The sequence below is a fragment of the Candidatus Corynebacterium faecigallinarum genome (genome assembly GCF_052264515.1).
Classification (GTDB): domain Bacteria; phylum Actinomycetota; class Actinomycetes; order Mycobacteriales; family Mycobacteriaceae; genus Corynebacterium; species Corynebacterium faecigallinarum.
The window spans coordinates 16478-33857 of record NZ_JBQQOC010000016.1 but is presented as its reverse complement, the minus strand read 5'-3'; the positions used below and the strand labels follow the sequence as shown (position 1 = coordinate 33857).

Annotated in this window: 19 protein-coding genes and 1 tRNA gene; 9 read left to right on the top strand and 11 right to left on the bottom strand. The window is 66.0% G+C overall.

Annotation, left to right across the window (positions count from 1 at the left end; genetic code table 11):
- The first annotated feature begins 37 nt into the window (after positions 1-37).
- The 4 genes from ACTXPP_RS09500 to ACTXPP_RS09485 all read left to right on the top strand — a co-directional run bounded on the left by ACTXPP_RS09500 (position 38) and on the right by ACTXPP_RS09485 (position 4339).
- The gene (locus tag ACTXPP_RS09500) at positions 38-316 is read left to right on the top strand and encodes a hypothetical protein (RefSeq protein WP_301525353.1); all 279 of its coding nucleotides are present in this window, start codon (positions 38-40) and stop codon (positions 314-316) included.
- Between the two features lie 102 nt (positions 317-418).
- Positions 419-2581, top strand: coding sequence for a neutral/alkaline non-lysosomal ceramidase N-terminal domain-containing protein (locus ACTXPP_RS09495; RefSeq protein WP_301520972.1), 2163 nt, complete (start codon positions 419-421; stop codon positions 2579-2581).
- A gap of 91 nt (positions 2582-2672) precedes the next feature.
- Positions 2673-3020: a YciI family protein gene (locus tag ACTXPP_RS09490; protein WP_301498007.1), complete on the top strand. Its 348-nt coding sequence runs from the start codon at positions 2673-2675 to the stop codon at positions 3018-3020.
- Positions 3020-4339: an RNA polymerase sigma factor gene (locus tag ACTXPP_RS09485; RefSeq protein ID WP_443341924.1), complete on the top strand. Its 1320-nt coding sequence runs from the start codon at positions 3020-3022 to the stop codon at positions 4337-4339. Before ACTXPP_RS09490 ends, ACTXPP_RS09485 begins: the two co-directional genes overlap by 1 nt.
- 45 nt (positions 4340-4384) lie before the next feature.
- Here the strand turns inward: ACTXPP_RS09485 and bcp are convergent, their stop codons facing one another.
- Entirely contained in the window at positions 4385-4873 is a 489-nt protein-coding gene (bcp, locus tag ACTXPP_RS09480; RefSeq protein WP_301498003.1) for a thioredoxin-dependent thiol peroxidase, read from the bottom strand.
- Between the two features lie 124 nt (positions 4874-4997).
- Here bcp and ACTXPP_RS09475 point away from each other — a divergent pair, with 124 nt between their 5' ends.
- The 3 genes from ACTXPP_RS09475 (at position 4998) to ACTXPP_RS09465 (ending at position 6960) form a co-directional block, all read left to right on the top strand.
- Positions 4998-5279, top strand: coding sequence for a DUF3618 domain-containing protein (locus ACTXPP_RS09475; protein ID WP_443341922.1), 282 nt, complete (start codon positions 4998-5000; stop codon positions 5277-5279).
- Positions 5280-5373: 94 nt separating this feature from the next.
- Positions 5374-6480: an AbrB family transcriptional regulator gene (locus tag ACTXPP_RS09470; protein WP_301525484.1), complete on the top strand. Its 1107-nt coding sequence runs from the start codon at positions 5374-5376 to the stop codon at positions 6478-6480.
- Between the two features lie 66 nt (positions 6481-6546).
- Positions 6547-6960, top strand: coding sequence for a phage holin family protein (locus ACTXPP_RS09465; protein ID WP_301521108.1), 414 nt, complete (start codon positions 6547-6549; stop codon positions 6958-6960).
- Between the two features lie 81 nt (positions 6961-7041).
- Here ACTXPP_RS09465 and ACTXPP_RS09460 read toward each other — a convergent pair whose 3' ends face one another.
- A complete protein-coding gene (locus ACTXPP_RS09460; RefSeq protein ID WP_301521109.1) occupies positions 7042-7854 on the bottom strand; it encodes an SDR family NAD(P)-dependent oxidoreductase in 813 nt (270 codons plus the stop codon).
- 172 nt (positions 7855-8026) lie between these two features.
- A tRNA-Lys gene (locus tag ACTXPP_RS09455) sits at positions 8027-8102 on the bottom strand.
- 514 nt (positions 8103-8616) lie between these two features.
- Here ACTXPP_RS09455 and ACTXPP_RS09450 point away from each other — a divergent pair.
- The gene (locus ACTXPP_RS09450) at positions 8617-9816 is read left to right on the top strand and encodes a L,D-transpeptidase (protein WP_443341921.1); all 1200 of its coding nucleotides are present in this window, start codon (positions 8617-8619) and stop codon (positions 9814-9816) included.
- Positions 9817-9834: 18 nt separating this feature from the next.
- On the opposite strand, the gene ACTXPP_RS09445 is transcribed toward ACTXPP_RS09450, so the two are convergent.
- Complete coding sequence (locus ACTXPP_RS09445; RefSeq protein ID WP_301496234.1) at positions 9835-10377, bottom strand: flavin reductase family protein; 543 nt, start codon at positions 10375-10377, stop codon at positions 9835-9837.
- A gap of 184 nt (positions 10378-10561) precedes the next feature.
- Here ACTXPP_RS09445 and ACTXPP_RS09440 point away from each other — a divergent pair, with 184 nt between their 5' ends.
- Entirely contained in the window at positions 10562-10876 is a 315-nt protein-coding gene (locus ACTXPP_RS09440; protein ID WP_301496232.1) for a DMT family transporter, read from the top strand.
- Between the two features lie 38 nt (positions 10877-10914).
- Here ACTXPP_RS09440 and ACTXPP_RS09435 read toward each other — a convergent pair whose 3' ends face one another.
- From ACTXPP_RS09435 to ACTXPP_RS09405, 7 genes are all read right to left on the bottom strand, one after another.
- A complete protein-coding gene (locus ACTXPP_RS09435) occupies positions 10915-11670 on the bottom strand; it encodes an iron ABC transporter ATP-binding protein (RefSeq protein WP_443341920.1) in 756 nt (251 codons plus the stop codon).
- A complete protein-coding gene (locus tag ACTXPP_RS09430; protein WP_443341918.1) occupies positions 11667-12758 on the bottom strand; it encodes an iron chelate uptake ABC transporter family permease subunit in 1092 nt (363 codons plus the stop codon). Before ACTXPP_RS09430 ends, ACTXPP_RS09435 begins: the two co-directional genes overlap by 4 nt.
- Entirely contained in the window at positions 12748-13767 is a 1020-nt protein-coding gene (locus tag ACTXPP_RS09425; protein WP_443341916.1) for an ABC transporter permease, read from the bottom strand. Before ACTXPP_RS09425 ends, ACTXPP_RS09430 begins: the two co-directional genes overlap by 11 nt.
- A gap of 120 nt (positions 13768-13887) precedes the next feature.
- Complete coding sequence (locus ACTXPP_RS09420) at positions 13888-14913, bottom strand: siderophore ABC transporter substrate-binding protein (RefSeq protein WP_443341914.1); 1026 nt, start codon at positions 14911-14913, stop codon at positions 13888-13890.
- 364 nt (positions 14914-15277) lie between these two features.
- The gene (locus ACTXPP_RS09415) at positions 15278-16291 is read right to left on the bottom strand and encodes an LLM class flavin-dependent oxidoreductase (protein ID WP_301520640.1); all 1014 of its coding nucleotides are present in this window, start codon (positions 16289-16291) and stop codon (positions 15278-15280) included.
- 63 nt (positions 16292-16354) lie between these two features.
- Positions 16355-16948, bottom strand: a complete 594-nt coding sequence (locus ACTXPP_RS09410; RefSeq protein ID WP_301520641.1) for an HdeD family acid-resistance protein — start codon at positions 16946-16948, stop codon at positions 16355-16357.
- Positions 16949-17003: 55 nt separating this feature from the next.
- Positions 17004-17333 carry a DUF308 domain-containing protein gene (locus ACTXPP_RS09405; RefSeq protein ID WP_301496238.1) on the bottom strand — a complete coding sequence of 110 codons (330 nt, stop codon included), beginning with the start codon at positions 17331-17333 and terminating at the stop codon, positions 17004-17006.
- Positions 17334-17380: the final 47 nt, after the last annotated feature.

Genomic DNA, 17380 nt, shown 5'->3' with positions numbered 1-17380 from the left:
GGGTCGCCCCGGAGGAAATGGTGGAAGAATCTACGGTATGTCCGAACTGATCTTCCTTCTCGTGGGCCTGGTCGTCGGCCTGGCGGCCGGTGGGGCAGGTGCGTTCTGGGCGTCTCGACGTGCCAGGAGAGCGCTGCGGCAGGGTGGTCGGGCCGGGGAACTGAGTCCCCACGAGCATCTGTGGGGCGACTGGGAGGTGCACCAGGAGGCCGACGTGTGGGGTAGTCACCCGGAGCATCCGGTCGCCTTCGACGTCACCCAGAAGCGTCACTGTCAGATCTGCGGCTACACCGAGTTCCACACCGAGCGCTTCTGAAGAGGCGTTTCTGAGCCAGATCATTCATCACGCCAACGTAATCTGAGTCGCACCGGTAGCTTTCAATGAGAAAGCATGACCGACGTTGACACAGGAGACCCCATGGCAGAGCAGGCACCACCGGATCAGACATCGGCGAGGGCATCGGCCAACCAGGGACCGGCAGACCGGGTGCCACCGGTCACCCGGCGCCGTTTCCTCGGCCTCGCCGGAATCGCCGGCGTCGCCGCCGGTGGCACGGTCCTGTGGTCCAGCTCAGCCACGCAGTCCGGCAACGCCTGGGCCGGCACCGCCGCGGGCGACGGTACCGGCGGCGACAGTGGCGGGGGGTCAGGCGAGATGCTCGTCGGACGCGGCATCGCCGACTCCACCGGCGAACCCCTCGGCGCCGGCATGGACGGCTACGCGGTCCAGGAGCAGACCACCGTCGGCATCCGCCAGCGGCTCTACTCCCGCGCCTTCATCTTCCAGTCCGGTGGCTCCTGCCTGGTCCACGTCACCGTCGACACCCCGCTGATGTTCCAGTCGGTGTTCCTGGAGGTCGTCCGCCGCCTCCGGGCGTCCTACGGAGACACCTACACCACGGACAACGTCGTCATCAGCGCCACACACACCCACGTCGGCCCCGGTGGACGCTCCGGCCACGCCATGGTCGACCTCGTCTCCCTCGGCTTCCGCCCCGTCACCTTCGAGGCGCAGGTCACCGGCATCGTGCGCTCGATCGAGCGGGCCCATGCCGACATCGCGCCGTCCGACCTCACCCTGCTCTCCAGTGAGGTCGAGGAGGTCGGTGCGAACCGCTCGCGTCACGCTTTCGACCGCAACCCGGCCGCCGACCGCGCGGAGAATCCGGACGGTATCGACCGCACCGCCGTCACCCTGCACGTGACCCGCGGCGGCACCCCGATCGGCCTGGTCAACTGGTACTCGGTGCACCCCACCAGCTTCAGTCACGAGATCAAGCACATCTCCGGCGACAACAAGGGCTATGCCGCCTGGTCCACCGAGGTGGCCGCCGGGGTCGATCACGCGAACCTCGCCGCAGCCCCGTTCGTCGCCGCATTCTCGCAGGGTGCGCCCGGCGACATCACCCCGAACATGGGCCTGGAGCCGGAGTCCGGCCCCGGTGGTCCGGGCATGGCCGGGCAGGCGAAGTCGGTGGAGATCCTCGGTACCCGGCAAGCCGCCGGAGCGTCCCGCGATGCGGGGAGTCCGCTGGACATGGCAGGACGCACCGGCGTTGCCGGACGCTCCCGATGGGTCGACATGCACCGTGTGCAGGTCGACGGGAAGTGGACGCCCGACGGTTCCGCAGGACGCACCGGCCCGGCGGTGCTCGGCGCGGCTTTCGCGGCGTCCAGCCAGGAGGACGGCGGCGGACTGGACATCGACATCGGACTCAACGAGGCCGAGCGCGGCGGCTCGCCGTGGGTGCGTGAACTCAACAACCTCGCGCCGATCCCGGAGGACGTCCGCGGGGTGCATGCGCCGAAGGACACGCTGCTGCCGATGGGCTACATCGACGGGCTGATCCAGCAACGCCACCTGTTCGGGGTGTGGCGCATCGGTGGGCTGGTCATCGCACACCTCGGGTTCGAGCCGACGACGACCTCGGGGCTGCGGATCCGGCAGACGATCGCCGCGGCGATGGACGTGCCGGAGACCAATGTGGTGGTGCAGGGATACAGCTGCGGTTACGGCCACTACATCACCACGCCGGAGGAGTATGAGCGTCAGGAGTACGAGGGGGGCGCGACCGCGTTCGGACGCCTGACGCTACCGGCCGTCCAGCAGGTCTTCGACGGTCTGGCGGGGGCGCTCGCCTCCGGTGGGTCGGTGGAGACCGGTGGACCGGCGGGTGACCTGACCGGGGTGATCCCGGACAGTCCGGCGGCCATCGACCTGGTCGACACCGCGCCGATGGGCAAGAAGTTCGGTGACGTGCTGTCCGTGGAACCCGGCCGGGAGGTCTCGGCCGGGCAGCGGGTCACCGTGAAATTCGCCGGCGCGAACCCGAACAACAACCTGCGGTTGGAGGAGGGCTACCTGCGCATCGAGAAGGACGGTGAGCTCGTCGCCCATGATTCGTCCTGGGAGACCCTGCTGACCTTCCACAAGAACCTCACCGAGACCACCACCGTCGTCTCCTGGAACACCGCCGATGTCGCGCCGGGGACGTACACGGTGATTCTGCGCGGTGACTGGAAGGACATCAGCCAGAAGAAGCACTCTTTCAGCGGGAGTGTCGACATCCGGGTGCGCTGATCGTCATGATGGTGTCGGGTCACCATGATCCGGCGTTGGCCTCGGCATCATCCGCCGGGGACGACACACCCACATCTCGAGGAGAGAGATCATGAAGTACGCACTACTGCTGATGGGCCACCACACCGATCCCGCCTGCGGCGAGGACGGCGGACCGGCCCCCGAGGAGTTCTTCGCCTTCGACCAGGAGATCCAGGCCGCCGGGGTGGTCGTCCACTCCTTCGCCCTGGAGGACCAGGAGGACGGCGTGAAGGTCGGCACCGACGGCTCGGGGGAGCACGTCGTGACCTCGGGGCCGTTCGCCGAGGTCAACGAGTTCGTCGGGGGTGGCTACATCATCGACGTTCCCGGCATCGACGAGGCCATCGACTGGGCGAAGAAGAGCCCCGGTTCCGCTGCCGGCGGGCACGTCGAGATCCGTCCGCTCGCACCGTACTGATGTCCTCCGGCCGGACGGTCGCCGCACTGGACGGGATCGGGCAGGACGGCCGCGCCCGGCTGCTCGCCACGCTCATCCGCCGGTTCGGGGACCTCGACCTCGCCGAGGACAGTCTCCAGGACGCCTTCGCCCAGGCCCTGCGCACCTGGCCGGACTCCGGGGTGCCGGATTCCCCGGAGGCGTGGCTGACCACCACGGCCAAACGCAAGGCCCTGGACGTCATCCGTCGGGACGCCAACCTGGCCAGGAAACTCGCTGAGCTGCACATCGAGCAGGGCATCGAGCAGGGCGGCGGTTCACCGGATGCCGTCCAAGGCGCTGCACCGGACACCGTCCTGACCACCGGTGCCGCAGTCACAGACGACCAACTCGCCCTGGTTTTCGCCTGTGCCCACCCGGCGCTGCGACCGCGGGACCGGGTGGCGCTGACGCTCCGGTTCGTCGGTGGCCTGTCCACCGAGGACGTCGCCCATCTCCTTCTTGTCTCGGTGCCCACGATGCAGCAGCGCATCGTCCGGGCGAAGAAGCGGATCAACACATTGGGCATCCGGTTCACCGTCCCGGGGCCGGAGGATCTGCCCGAACGGCTTGCCGTGGTGCTGCGGGTGATCTACCTGCTGTTCACCGACGGATCTGCGCGCCGGACCGGGGAGCCGCATGTCCGGGAGGACCTGACTGATGAGGCGGTGCGGCTGGCCCGGCTGGTCCATGGCCTGCTGGAAGGTCGGCCGGAGTGTTCGGCGGAGGTCAACGGTCTGCTGGCACTGCTGGTGCTGAGCCAGGCCCGCCGCAGTACGCGGGTGGATGACCAGGGCAGGCCGGTTCCGCTGAAGGAGCAGGACCGTTCCCGGTGGGACACTGCGCTGATCTCTGAGGGCCTCGGACTGGCGGAGACCGCCGCCGGTACAGAAGGGGCCGGGACCTATGCGATCCAGGCGGCGATCGCGGCAGTCCATGCGGAGGCCCCGACCTTCGAGGAGACGGACTGGGAGCAGATCGCCGTGCTCTACCGGATGCTGGAGCGCTACGAGTCCGGCCCGGTGGTCAGGCTCGCCGCGGCGGTCGCCACGGGCAGGGCGCTGGGCCCGGAGCGGGGACTGGCGGCGCTGGACGCCCTGGTCGGCGACGGTGATGATGCAGAGCTTCTCCAGCGGTTCCGCCCGTTCCACATCGCCCGGGCGGTCACCCTCGAGGAGCTGGGTCGTGTGGATGAAGCCAATGCCGAATACCGGAGGGCCCTTGAGCTACCGGGTAACCAGAGTGAGGACGCTGCTCTCACCGGCATGCTTCCGAACCCCGATATACCGCACCCTGAGTGACCAGGCCCTGGACTGTCGCACCTCACCCCTGACTGGTCGGGCCGCCTACAGAACGTCCTTGGCGATGCGGGCGACGTGCCCGGTGGCCTTCACGTTGTACTTGGCCAGCGCAATCTTGCCCTCCTCGTCGACGAGGAACGTCGACCGGATGACCCCCTGCACGATCTTGCCGTAGTTCTTCTTCTCGCCGAAGGCCCCGTAGGCGGTCATGACCTCCTTCGACTCGTCCGACAGCAGCGGGAAGGTCAGCTCCTGGTCGTCACGGAACTTCGCCAGCTTGTCGACCTTGTCCGGCGAGATTCCCAGCACGTCGATCCCGGCCTCGTTGAGCTCGGCCAGGGAGTCGCGGAAGTCGCAGGCCTCCTTGGTGCAGCCCGGGGTGTTGGCCCGCGGGTAGAAGTAGACGATGACCTTGCGTCCGCGGAAGTCGGAGAGGCTGACGTCCTGGCCTTTGTCGTCGGTGAGGGTGAACTCCGGGGCGGTGTCGCCGACCTCGAGAATGACTTTGGACGATTCGTTGCTTTCGTTGCTCATGGTGCCCGAGTGTACGTTGGGGGACGGACTCAACGCGGCCTTGTCGGCGGTTCCGCTGCAACGCCGTCCCCGGAGAACGTACAATGCCAGAGAACCTTAACGACTTATCACGCAGGAGACTTCAGTGGCCCGCAATATCGACGCCATCCAGAGCGACATCGAGCGCACCCGTGAACAGCTCGCCAAGACTCTCGACGAGCTGAGCGTCCGCACGGCGCCGAAGAACCTCGCGGAGGACGCAAAGAAGCAGGTCTCCGACGTGCTCAGCAACCCGAAGGCGCAGCTGGCCATCGGCGGTGTCGTGGCCGGTCTCGGCCTGATCGTGGCCCTGACGGTCAACAGCAAGCGCAACGAGAAGAAGCAGATCAAGGAGATCCAGCGTCTCCTGGCCGACGCCCGCTCCTAGCGAACCGGCTGGTCACGCCACGTCCGGCAACAGCTCCCGCCGACCGACACCCCGGTCCGCCCCCGATGCACGACGCATCGCGGTGGTGGCCGGGGTGTTCGGCATTGCTGTGGCAGTCGGCGCGGTGTGCGACCACCTGGGGGTTCCCGCCGCCTGGATCTTCGCCTTCCTGGTGGTCTTCGGCGTCTACGCGATCATCTCCGACCGGCAGACGACACCATCGAAGCAGGTGATGCGGCCGGCCCAGGTGGTGATCGCGATGGTGTGTGTCGCGCCGCTGGTGGAGTTGGACGGCCCGACGGTCCTCGGCTACCTCGGGCCCACGGCCATCGCCCTCACGGTGACCTTGGCGTTGTGCGGGGCGGCGGCATGGCTGCTGTGGCGTTCTGGGGCGGCGAGTGCGGTCAGCGCATTGCTCGCCACCTTGGCCGGCGGGGCCAGTGGGATGACGGTGCTGGCCACCGAGCTGAAGGAGGACGTCCGCTTCGTGGTGTTGACGCAGTACCTGCGGCTGTCGCTGGTGGTGCTGACCTTGCCGGCGTTCGTGCAACTGTTTGCGATGGGGTCAGGGTCGTCCGGGGATGTGACGGGGGAGGCCGGGGACGTCGGGACCGCTGCCGGGGCCGTCACCGACACCGTCGCCTGGTGGACACCGCAGTGGCAGCCGGCGGTGGGCGCTGTGGTGGTGTGGGCGTTGGTGTGGCTGGTCGTGCGGGCCACCCGCCGGTGGGTCAACCTTCCGGTACCGTACCTGCTGGTGTCGATGCTGGTGACATGGCTGGGCAGTGTCCTCGGTATCCCGGAGCAGTGGCTGGTCCCGCAGGGGCTGGTGTTGGTCGCCGCCTATGCGGTGATCGGGGTGCAGGCCGGTGGCTCGTTGACCAAGACGGCTCTACGCCAGTTCCGGGGCAGCCTGCCGCTGATCCTCGCGGCGGTGGTGGCCATGATCGCCGGGGCGATCGTGGCGGCGTTGTTGATCGCCAGGTTCACCGACATCGCCCTGTTGGACGCCTACCTGGCGACGGTGCCCGGCGGGATCTACGCGGTGCTGGCCTTCGCTCACGAAGCAGGGTCGGAACCCGTGGTCACGGTGGTGCAGGTGATGCGGACGCTGGCGATGCTGGTCATCGGTGGCTACCTGCCGACCATGATCGCCTGGTGGGGGAGGCGCCGGGGCAGGAGACGCGGGGCGGCGTCCTGACGTTCAGGGCAACTCGCACCCAACCCCCAGGGTTCTCACACTCAGCGTTGGTAACCTGATGCAACTATGAGCTTCATCTGGAATTTCCTGGTCCGTGCCGCGGCCACCGCCGCCGCACTGTGGGTCGTGGTCTACTTCGTCTCCGGCGTGACGGTCAGTGCGCCGGTCGAGCCCCTCATCGGCGACGGCTCCAACGACCGCCTGTGGGTGTTCCTCGGCAGTGCGGCGGTGATCCTGCTGCTGAACATGACCGTGCGTCCCGTGCTGCACATCCTGGGACTGCCGCTGTCGATCCTCACGCTGGGGCTGTTCGCTCTGGTGATCAATGCCCTGGTATTCCTGCTGGCCGGCACCCTGTCGCAGGCGATCGGCCTGGGCCTGATGGTGGACAGCTTCATGGCGGCGTTCTGGGGCGCGATCATCATGGCCGTGGTCAACTGGATCCTCGGACCGATCACCGGGCTACTGTCGGCCCGGTAGCGGTCGCGCAGGCCCGCTGCGACCTGAGTTCCTTGCCGACGGGGATCGTTGCGTTGCCGCGCAGTTCGTTGGCGCGCAGTCCTAGGAGGACTGCAGTTTCGCCATGAGCTTGGCCATCAGGGTGATGGATTTCGTCGGCAGCAGTCGGCCCAGGGTGTCCATCGCCACGGCGTCCTTACCGATGCGCACCCGCGGCTTACCGGTCTTGATGGCGCTGACGATGGCCGCCGCGGCGTCCTGCGGGGTGGTGAGCCTGGACGCTGCGGCCTCGGCCTCGGCGGCGGCCTCCTCCGCGGTCTTTCCGGAGGGTGTCGACACCCCGGAGTTGGCGGTGATGTCGGTGGCCACCCCGCCGGGGAAGACGATGCTCACCGACACGGAGCTCTTGAGCAGTTCGGCCTGCAGCCCCTCGGTGAACAGTTTCACCGCGGCCTTCGACGCACCGTAGGCGCTCTGCCCGGGCACCGGGACGAGCCCGCCCATGGAGGAGACATTGACCACGGCGGCCTTGGGACGCTCCAGCAGTGCCGGCAGGAGTGCCTTGGTGGTGTTCACCGTGCCCCAGAAGTTCACGTTGATGACCCGTTCGATGGCGTCGTAGTCCAGGTCGTTGATGTCGATGAACTCCTGGATGATGCCGGCGACGTTGACCAGGCCGTCGACCGGGCCGGCGGCGGTGATCTCGGCGGCGACGGCGGTGACGGCCTCGCGGTCGGCGATGTTGACCTGGTGGGGGACGAGCTGGTCGGGCTGGGCGCCGACCGAGGCGAGTCCGGAGATGTTCAGGTCGAGGACGTGGACGGTGGCGCCCTGGTCCAGCAGCTGACGGGTGACCTCACGGCCGATGCCGGCGCCTCCGCCGGTGACGACGATGACCGAGTCCTTGATGTTCATGGCGTTCACGGTGATTTCCCTCCTGGTGGGTTTGGTGACCTCCATTGTCCGTGCTCGGGCGGGACGGTGGGGAAGTTTATCGGCCAGTGTGGGCTATCCGACCACAACCGGGGGTGAGGGATACGAAGGGACCCCAGTCGGGTGACGGTGTCGTCCCGGCTGGGGTCTTCTGTGGTGCGTCATCAGGGACTTGAACCCCGAACCCGCTGATTAAGAGTCAGCTGCTCTGCCAATTGAGCTAATGACGCAGTGTTGACATCCGGCCCGGCGAGGCCTTGTTGGCAACGAGGGAAACTATAGACCGCACGATGATTGCAGCGCAAATTCCCAGGTAGGGATATGTTTCTGTGCTTATATGTGTTGTGTGGGTGTGGCTGTGTCCTTCCGGAGTCGGTCCGGAGCAGGTGGAGGGTCCCGGAGGGGGCGAGCGGGTGGAGGGTTCCGGAGCGGGAGGGCGGGAGCGGGCGGCGGGAATGGGAGTGACGGAGGGGGGGGAGGTGCAGGGGGTGCGGTGACGGATACTGCCGGACATAGGCGGAGACTATCGGGCGTGGCCACGCAAACCTGACGCAAACCTGCAGCGCTTGGTGGGTAACGATTAGGACACAATGTCCCGGATCGTGGCTTTTTCGCTTCTCGGAATCGCGGAGTCGCACCTAAGATGAACCGTGAGAGATCCACCACGAAGTGATCGACCCACACCGTCCGGCAGCTGCTGCAGGCTGTCGGACGGCACTGGTCGGAGAAGAGACAGAACACACCATGCTTTCCCGTTTCGGCCGCGGCCGAATCCTGCGTTCCATCGTTGCGGCCACGGGTGCCGCCGCACTACTTGCCACCTCCGCCTGCACCATCGACGGGGACAATGACACAGACACCGACACCACGCCCGCCGCGCAGGCCGAGGACAGTGACAGCGATGCCGACGACGCTGTCGAGCTGACCACCAACGTCGAGGACGATGACACCGACGTGAAGGTCGATGAGCCGATCATCGTCCAGGACAGTGAAGGCATCGACTCCGTCTCGCTCACCGACGGCATGGGCACCGAGGTCGAGGGCTCGTTCAACGACGACGAGACCGAGTGGACCTCAGACGGCAAGCTGGACTACTCCACCACCTACAGCCTCGAGGCCACCGGCGGCGACGAGTCCCTGTCGACGTCCTTCACCACCTTCAGCCCGGCAGCCGTGACCAACGGTGCACTGTCGCCGCTGCCCGAGTCCACGGTCGGTGTGGGCCAGTCCATCGCCATGCGCTTCGACGCGGTCCCGCAGGACCGTCAGGCCGTGCAGGACGCCATCACCGTGACCACCGAGCCCCAGGTGGAGGGTGCCTTCTACTGGATCAGCGCCCAGGAGGTCCGCTGGCGTCCGGAGGAGTACTGGGCCCCCGGCACCGAGGTCACCGTCGACGCCGACCTGGTCGGCACGGATCTCGGCGGAATGTACGGCCAGGTCGACCGCAGTTCGTCCTTCACCATCGGCGACGATGTCCGCGCGGTGGCCGACGATGCCACCAAGACCGTCACCGTGACGCGCAACGGTGAGATGGTCAAGACCATGCCCACTTCGATGGGTATGCCCGGTTTCGAGACTCCGGAGGGCATCTTCCAGATCGGCGACCAGCTCGATGCGATGACCATGGACTCCACCACCTACGGCCTGGCCCTTGACGCCGGCGGATACGTCACCGACGTGCAGTACGCCACGCAGATGTCGTACTCCGGCATCTACTTCCACGCCGCACCGTGGTCGGTGTGGGCACAGGGCAACACCAACACGTCGCACGGCTGCCTGAACCTCTCGGTGGAGGACGCCCAGTGGGTCTACGAGAACCTCAAACGCGGTGACATCGCCGAGGTCAAGGGCACCGGTGGTCCGGCTCAGACGGTGAACGACGGCCTCGGTGACTGGAACATCCCGTGGGACGAGTGGGAGGCCGGCAACGCCGACGTGTAGCGGTGTTGACCAGGGGGATCACAGCGGGGGCTGCTCGGTGGGGAAGCGGTAGAACTGGTGGCTGCGGAACATCAGGGGAGCGTGGCCGACCATGTCCGCGGCGGCGGGGGCGTCGCTGTGGCCGTCGGCCCCACGGGTCACCGCGGTGACCTCGGCGGCGACCAGGGTGGACGCCCCGACCCGCAAGGTGTCCAGGGTATGGGCGCGCATCACCGCCAGGGCGTCCGGCAACAGCGGTTCCCCGCTGTCCGCCCGTGACCAGCGCTGTTCGTCGCTGAACCGGGTCCCGGCGGAGCGGGAGAACTGGTAGGCGACATCCGCCTGCTGCTCGTTGAGGAAGTGGATCAGGTAGGACGACGCCCGCAGGATCGCCCCGGCGCTGCCGTCTGCCTTGGTCAGTGAGAAGGACACTGCCGGGGGATCAACCGCCAGCGAGGCGATGCTGGAGACCGTGATCCCGACATCCGTCCCGTCCACATTCGCGGTGATCAGCGCGACACCGGTGGGGTGACGGCGGAACGCGGTCCGGAAGTTCTCGCCGGTGATGTCCTCTGAAGCCATGCCACCAACCTACCCTCGACCCCTGCGGTGTTGTTGCGGCACCCTTACCTGTGGCTTCCTGCGTGTGCTTCGCCGCGTGCTAGGCTCGGCCACACACCTGGGCGAGGGAGCCGTAACCAGGGGAAACGCAAGGACGGCCACGACTATCGAAGATCATTGACCCCGATACCGTGGAGTATTCCCCATGGCCTGGACCATTCTCATCATCTCCGGCCTCTTCGAGGCCGTCTGGGCGACGGCACTCGGCCGCATCGACGGACTGACCCGCCCCCTGCCCATCGCCGTCTTCGTCGGTGGGCTCACCATCAGCATGGCTGGGCTCTGGTGGGCGATGCGCGATCTCCCCACCGGCACCGCCTATGCGGTGTGGGTGGCGGTCGGCGCGGTGACGACGGTGGCCTATGCCGCGGCAACGGGGGACGAGACACTGAACCTCGCCAAGATCATCTTCCTGGGGATGATCATCGGCGGGGTCGTGGGGCTGAAGATGGCCTCCTGAAGGTCGCGTCCTGAGAGTCGCGTCCTGACAATCGCGTTCTAGAAGTAGTTCGCGATGCGCCCGGCCGGGGTGTCGAGGACCTCGACGTCGGTGCCGAAGATCCTGGTCAGGACCTCGTCCTGGATAACCTCCTCCGGGGTGCCGAACACGGTCACCTGGCCGTCGTTCATCGCGCAGATGTGGTCGGCGTAGCGTGCGGCGAAATTGATGTCGTGCAGCACGATGATCACCGTACGGTTCAGTTCGTCGGCGGCCCGGCGTAGCTGCTTCATCATCTGGACGGAGTGTTTCATGTCCAGGTTGTTCAGCGGCTCGTCCAGCAGGACGTACTCGGTGTTCTGGGCGAGCACCATCGCCACGTAAGCGCGCTGGCGCTGGCCGCCGGAGAGCTGGTCGAGGTAGCGGTTCTCGAACTGCTTCAGGTTGAGGAAGTCGATGGCCTCGGAGATGTACTTCTCGTCCTCGACGTTCAACTTTCCGTGCGAGTAGGGGTAGCGTCCGAAACCGACGAGCTGGCGCACGGTCAGCCGGGTGACGAAGTGGTTCTCCTGGCGCAGGATCGACAGGTGCTTGGCCACCTCGCCGGACTTCTTGCCCAGGATGTCCATCCCGCCGACGGTGATGCTGCCGGCATCCGGCTTCTGGAGCCGTCCGATCATGGTCAGGATGGTGGACTTGCCGGCGCCGTTGGGGCCGACCAGGGCAGTCACTCCGCCGGTCGGGATCTCGAGGTTGACCGGGCCGATGGTGGTCTCGGCGCTGTAGAACTTGGTGAGGTTCTCTACGGTGATCACAGGCGTCCCTTTCGCAGGATGAAGAACAGGAAGACGGTGCCGCCGACGAGTTCGATGATGATGGTCACCGCGCCTTCGGCGTAGAAGAAGTTGCGCATGATGAAGTACGAGCCGATCAGCACGATATAACCGATCAGAACGGCGACCGGCAGGATCAGCCGGTGGTCGTAGGTGTCGGTCAGCTGGTAGGCCAGTGTGGCCACCAGGAAGCCGAGGAAGGTCATCGGGCCGACCATGGACGTGGTCATCGCCATGAGGATCGAGATCAGCAGCAGCAGGATTATCAGTTCCCGCTTGTGGTTGATACCCAGGTTGTTGGCGGTGTCGCGACCCAGGGCGACGACGTTCATCCGGCGGGAACGCAGGTACAGGATGGTGCAGACCACCGCGACGACCGGGATCACGATCGGGAAGTTGTCGGTGTTGGCGTTGCTCACGTTGCCGAAGGTGCGGGCGGTGAGCACGTCGAACTCATTGGGTTCCAACAGACGCTGCATGAAGGTCGACAGTGAACCGAGACCACCGCCGATGACGATACCCACCAGCAGCATCACGTGGATATTGCCCAGTTTTCCGCTGAGTAGCCAGGTGAACAGGGTGACGGCGAACAGGACCATCAGGCCCGACTGCAGCAGGAACTGGGTCGTGCCGGTGAAGGCGGCCAGGCCCGCGGTGCCGAGGAAGAAGATCACCGCGGTCTGCACGGCGACGTACAGGGATTCGAACCCCATGATCGACGGGGTGATGATGCGGTTGTTCGTGGCGGTGTGGAAGGACACCGTGGCGAAGGCCTGGCAGAACGCCACGATGAGCATCGTGATGATCGCATTCATCCGTATCTCGGCGATCGTCCAGTAGCCGGACGAGCCGAAGGGCATCGGGTTGCCGTAGCACATGTGGGCGATGGTGAAGCCCACGGCGACAATGACCAAAGCGGTGACCAGGATGATGTACTTGGTCCGCTGACGGGGCTGGGCGAAGGGCCCGGAGTGCCGCTTCTGTGAGCGGATGTCGGACGCTTCGGCATCGGCACCGGTTGCGGTTCCTGGAGCCGAGGTATCTTTCAGTACTGACTTCTTATCGCGCATAGCGGCGGCTCCTCACCAACAGCATGACGAAGACGATCGCGCCGAGGATGCCGAGGATCAGTGACACCGGGACCTCGAAGGGCATGATCACGGTACGGGCGATGATGTCGCAGATGATCAGGATCCACATGCCCAGCATCGCCACCCAGGGCAGGTTCGAGCGCAGGTTGTCGCCGCGGAACATCGAGACGATGTTCGGCACGATCAGTCCCAGGAACGGCAGGTTGCCGACCACCACGGTGACCACTCCGGTGACCACGGCGATCATCATGATGCCGACGAACAGGACCTGGCGGTAGTTCAGGCCGACGTTTGTGGCGATGTCCTTGCCCAGGCCGGCGACGGTGAACCGGTCGGCGACGATGAATATGAGTATCAGCACGACCAGGACGATGAACAGGAGTTCATAGCGTCCCCGTACGATGCCGGTGAAGCTACCGGCGAACCAGATGCCCAGCTGCTGCAGCATCTCGGTCTGCAGTGCGACGTAGGTCGAGACAGACCCGACGACCGCACCGAGCATGATGCCGACGATCGGCACGATCAGCGAAGACTTCAGTGTGACCCGCTGCAGGAACAGGAAGAAGACGATTGTTCCGGCCAGGGCGAAGATGATCGCACCGACCATGCGGGTGAACAGACTGGCACCGGGGATCATCACCATGGTCAGGATCAGTCCCAGACCGGCCCACTCGGTGGTGCCGGTGGTGGTGGGTTCGACGAACTTGTTCTGCGTCAGCAGCTGCATGACCAGACCACACATGGCCATCGCCGCACCGGCGAGCGCCAGGGCGATGGTGCGGGGGATACGGGTGATCCCGAACATCCGCCACCCGTCCTCGGCACCGGTGATGTCGTAGACACCGATGAAGAGGGAGGCGATGATGAGGCCGATGGTGATGAGGATGCCGATGAGGATCGGCCAGGTCGTGCGCCACCAGGAGGGCTTCGGTGGCGGAGCCAGGGGTGGGGATTCCTTCTCCTGGGGCACGGGTGGTGCGGAGGTCATGGGTGTCCTGTCTGCGCTTTTCGCACGACAACGCCCGGAACCGGACGTTTCGCAGGTCAAGGCCTGTGTCTCGTACTGGTCCCGGGCTGAGTCGCGCGGGTGGGTCTCACGTGGGGAGGATTACTCCGCGGCGTCCTCGAAGGCGTCGGCGATGGTGTTCAAGACCTCGGTGTAGGCCTCGATGTCCTCGGTGCGGTAGAAGTTGTTCGGGAACAGGATGATGTTGTCCTCCTGCACCGCGGTGACGTTCGACAGAGCCTCGGAGTCGGCGATCAGCTCCTGGGCCGAGTGGTACTCGGGCTCGTCGGCGCTGACGGCGGCGTCACGGTCCATGACGATGATCCAGTCCGGGTTGGAGTCGGCGATGGCCTCCACGGAGACATCGTCGCCCTGGTGGTTGGAGGAGCCGTCGGCGTCGTAGGCCGGGGTCAGGTCCAGCATGTCGAAGACCGGGCCGACGGAGCGGCCGGTGGACGGTGCGGAGTAGTTGATGTCGCCACCGGAGGTCAGCAGACCCATGACGGTCTCATCCGAGTTGTAGGCGGCGGCAGCGCGGTCCTTTGCCTCGTCGAAGTCCTCGATCAGGTCTTCGGCCTCATCTTCCTTCTCGAAGATCTCACCGATCAGGGTGGTGATCTCCTTGAGGGTCTCCTCCAGCGGCTGGTTGCTCTCGCCCTCGGAGTCCTGGCCGAAGCTCAGGTCGATGATCGGGGTGTCCGGCAGCAACTTCTCCATCTCGTCGTACTGGGACGAGTAGCGGTAACCGGTGATGATCAGGTCGGGCTCGGCGGCGACGAGCTCCTCGAGGTTCGGCTCGCGGTGCGAACCGGTGTCGCGGATGTCCTCGTCCTCGTGGTACTTGGTGATCTCGTCGGGGATCAGGGTGACCGGTGCGGAGACCAGGTCGATGTCCCAGTTCGCCAGGACCTGGAAGATGCGGTTGTCGAAGGCGGCAACGCGCTCCGGGTCGGCGGGGATCTCGACCTCGCCGCGGGCGTCGGTGACGGTACGGGTGTCGCCGTCGGACGAACCGTTGCTGCTGTCGTCGTCGTCCGAGCAGGCAGCGAGGGCGCCGACGGACAGGGCGGCGGTCATGGTGACGGCCAGTGCACGGCTCACGGGGCCACGGAGGATGGTGCTACGCATTGAAGCAGGTTCCCTTTCATCATCGTTAGCGGCCGGTGAGAGGAGGTCACGTCAGAAACCTTCCCCGCCCAACCGCTCTGTCGAGCTGAGCAAAAAACTCATCTCGGTGCAGCCTATCGAAGATGGTCGAGGCAGTAAAGCGCAGCCTAAGAACAGGTCAGGTTGATGAGCTGCAGGTGAGGTGAAGATGAGGGTAGGGGGACCTACCTTAACTGCTGGGTAATGCGAGGAAATGTGCCCCGGGGGGGGGTGCCTGCGGGAACGCTCACCCAAAGGTCATACGGGGGTATTTTTGGGGGTGATTCAGGGGCTTTGTAGTGCGGTAACGCCGTTTCGCTACAAGAAATCCAGCCCGCTGCAGCCGCTACAGCCCCCACGACTCCGCGGTGATCTCCATGGCGCGCAATGCACCAGCGGTGCTCGGGGACTGGATGGCAACCATCAGTTCGTCGGCCTGGGCATGCTCGGCGAACCGGGACAGGTAGTCGCTGACCTGAGAGCCGGTGCCGACGGCGGTGTAGCGCATCATCGACAGGATCTGCTCGGCCGCCGGCGAGGACATGACCATATCCAGCTCCTCCTCGGTCACGCTGCGCCCGCGCAGGGCCATGGTCTTCACCCGCTGCCGCAGGTTCTGCTCGTGCTGGGCGGTTGCTTCCGCCTCGGAGTCGGCGGCGGTGACGTTCACCGCGGCGATGACGTACGGTTCCGGGTGCTCCGGGGAGGGCTGGTAGTTCTCCCGGTAGGCGGTGACCGCCTGGGTCAGAGCGTCCGGTGCGAAGTGCGAGGCGAAGGAGTACGGCACCCCCAGCGTGGCGGCGAGCTGCGCGCCGAAGAGGGAGGATCCCAGGATGTACAGCGGCACATTGGTGCCGGTGCCGGGCACGGTGGTCACGCCGGCGACGCGGGAGCGCCCGGACAGGAACCCCCGGAGTTCCCTGACATCGTCCGGGAAGGACTCCGCCGACCGTGGATCACGGCGCAGTGCGAGCACGGTCCGTTGGTCGGTGCCGGGGGCGCGTCCCAGGCCCAGGTCGATCCGGTCCGGGTAGAGTTCGGCGAGCGTGCCGTACTGCTCGGCGATGACCAGCGGGGCGTGGTTGGGCAGCATCACTCCGCCGGCTCCAAGCCGGATCGTGTCGGTCTTCGCGGCGATGTGGGAGATCAGTACCGCCGGGGCGCTGGAGGCGATCGACTTCATGTTGTGGTGCTCGGAGTACCAGATCCGGGAGTATCCCAGGGTCTCGGCGAGCTGTGCCATCTCCACCGACCGGAGGAAGGCGTCGCGGGAGGTCTCGCCCTCGTGGACGGTGGCGAAGTCGATGAGGGAGAGGGGGACGCGAGGGGAAGCGGAAGAATCAGGAAAAGCGGTACTCATACCCCCTACGCTACTTTGCATCAACGGTGGGACAGCACCGTCGGGGGTGGGTGACGTGAGGTGCTAGCTGTTGCGTCGCATCCGGATGCCGGACACGATCGCCAGCGCCCCGAACAGTACGGCGTACAGGCCGATGACCCAGGCCAGGGCGACCAGGCTGCCCGAGGGGTCGGTCAGGCACATCACGGCGATGATGATGCCGAAGATCAGGTTGAGGACACCGGTCGACAGCGCCCAGCCATTGGCCCGGGAGAGTAGTCGGGCCACTCCGGTGACGATCAGGCCGATGGCGGTGATCCACAGCACGGCCATGCCACCGACGACGGCGAAGCTCACCGGGAAGATCAGGACCGCCACGCCGGTGAGGGCGGTGACGAGACCGCCGAACACGGTCCAGCCGCACGGTGCGCCGTGGGAGCGCTGGTTGAACCCCAGTCCGCACATGGCCAGCCCGTCGACGAGCAGCCAGACACCGACCATGATGCCGATGACGACGGCAGTGTCGACCGGGAAGAACAGCAGCAGGAGACCTGCGATGATGCCGAGGGTGCCGCGCAACAGCAGCATCTTCCCCAAGGAGTCGCGAAGATGCCGGCCGAGGTGCGGGCCGGGAACGAAGTAGGACGCGTCAGACACGTCCCCAGGGCGGGAGATCATGACGGATGATCGTAGGCCTGTTCCATAGCAGACACAACTTACAGTCAGCTGTCAGTCAGTCCTTCGTCGACTTGCGGACCTGGAAGGCGAGGACGAGGGCGTAGGTGCCGAGGATGATCATGTAGATCCCGGCGACCCATGCCAGGGTCCAGACGTTCTGGACCGGGTTGAAGATGGCCAGGAATCCCAGGAGAACACCGAAGAGAACGTTGATGATGCCGACGGCGATGGACCAGCCGGACCGGATGTCCTTCGGGAGGCTGAGCTGCGTCACTCCGGTGAGCACCAGGCCGATCGCCATGAACCCGAGGATGAAGAAGGCACTGACCACCGCGAAAACTCCGGGTATCAGGATGATGGCGATGCCGGCGAGGACGCCGAGGATGCCACGCTACAGCAGGAACTGGAAGCCGTGCTGGCGGATCCGATTCA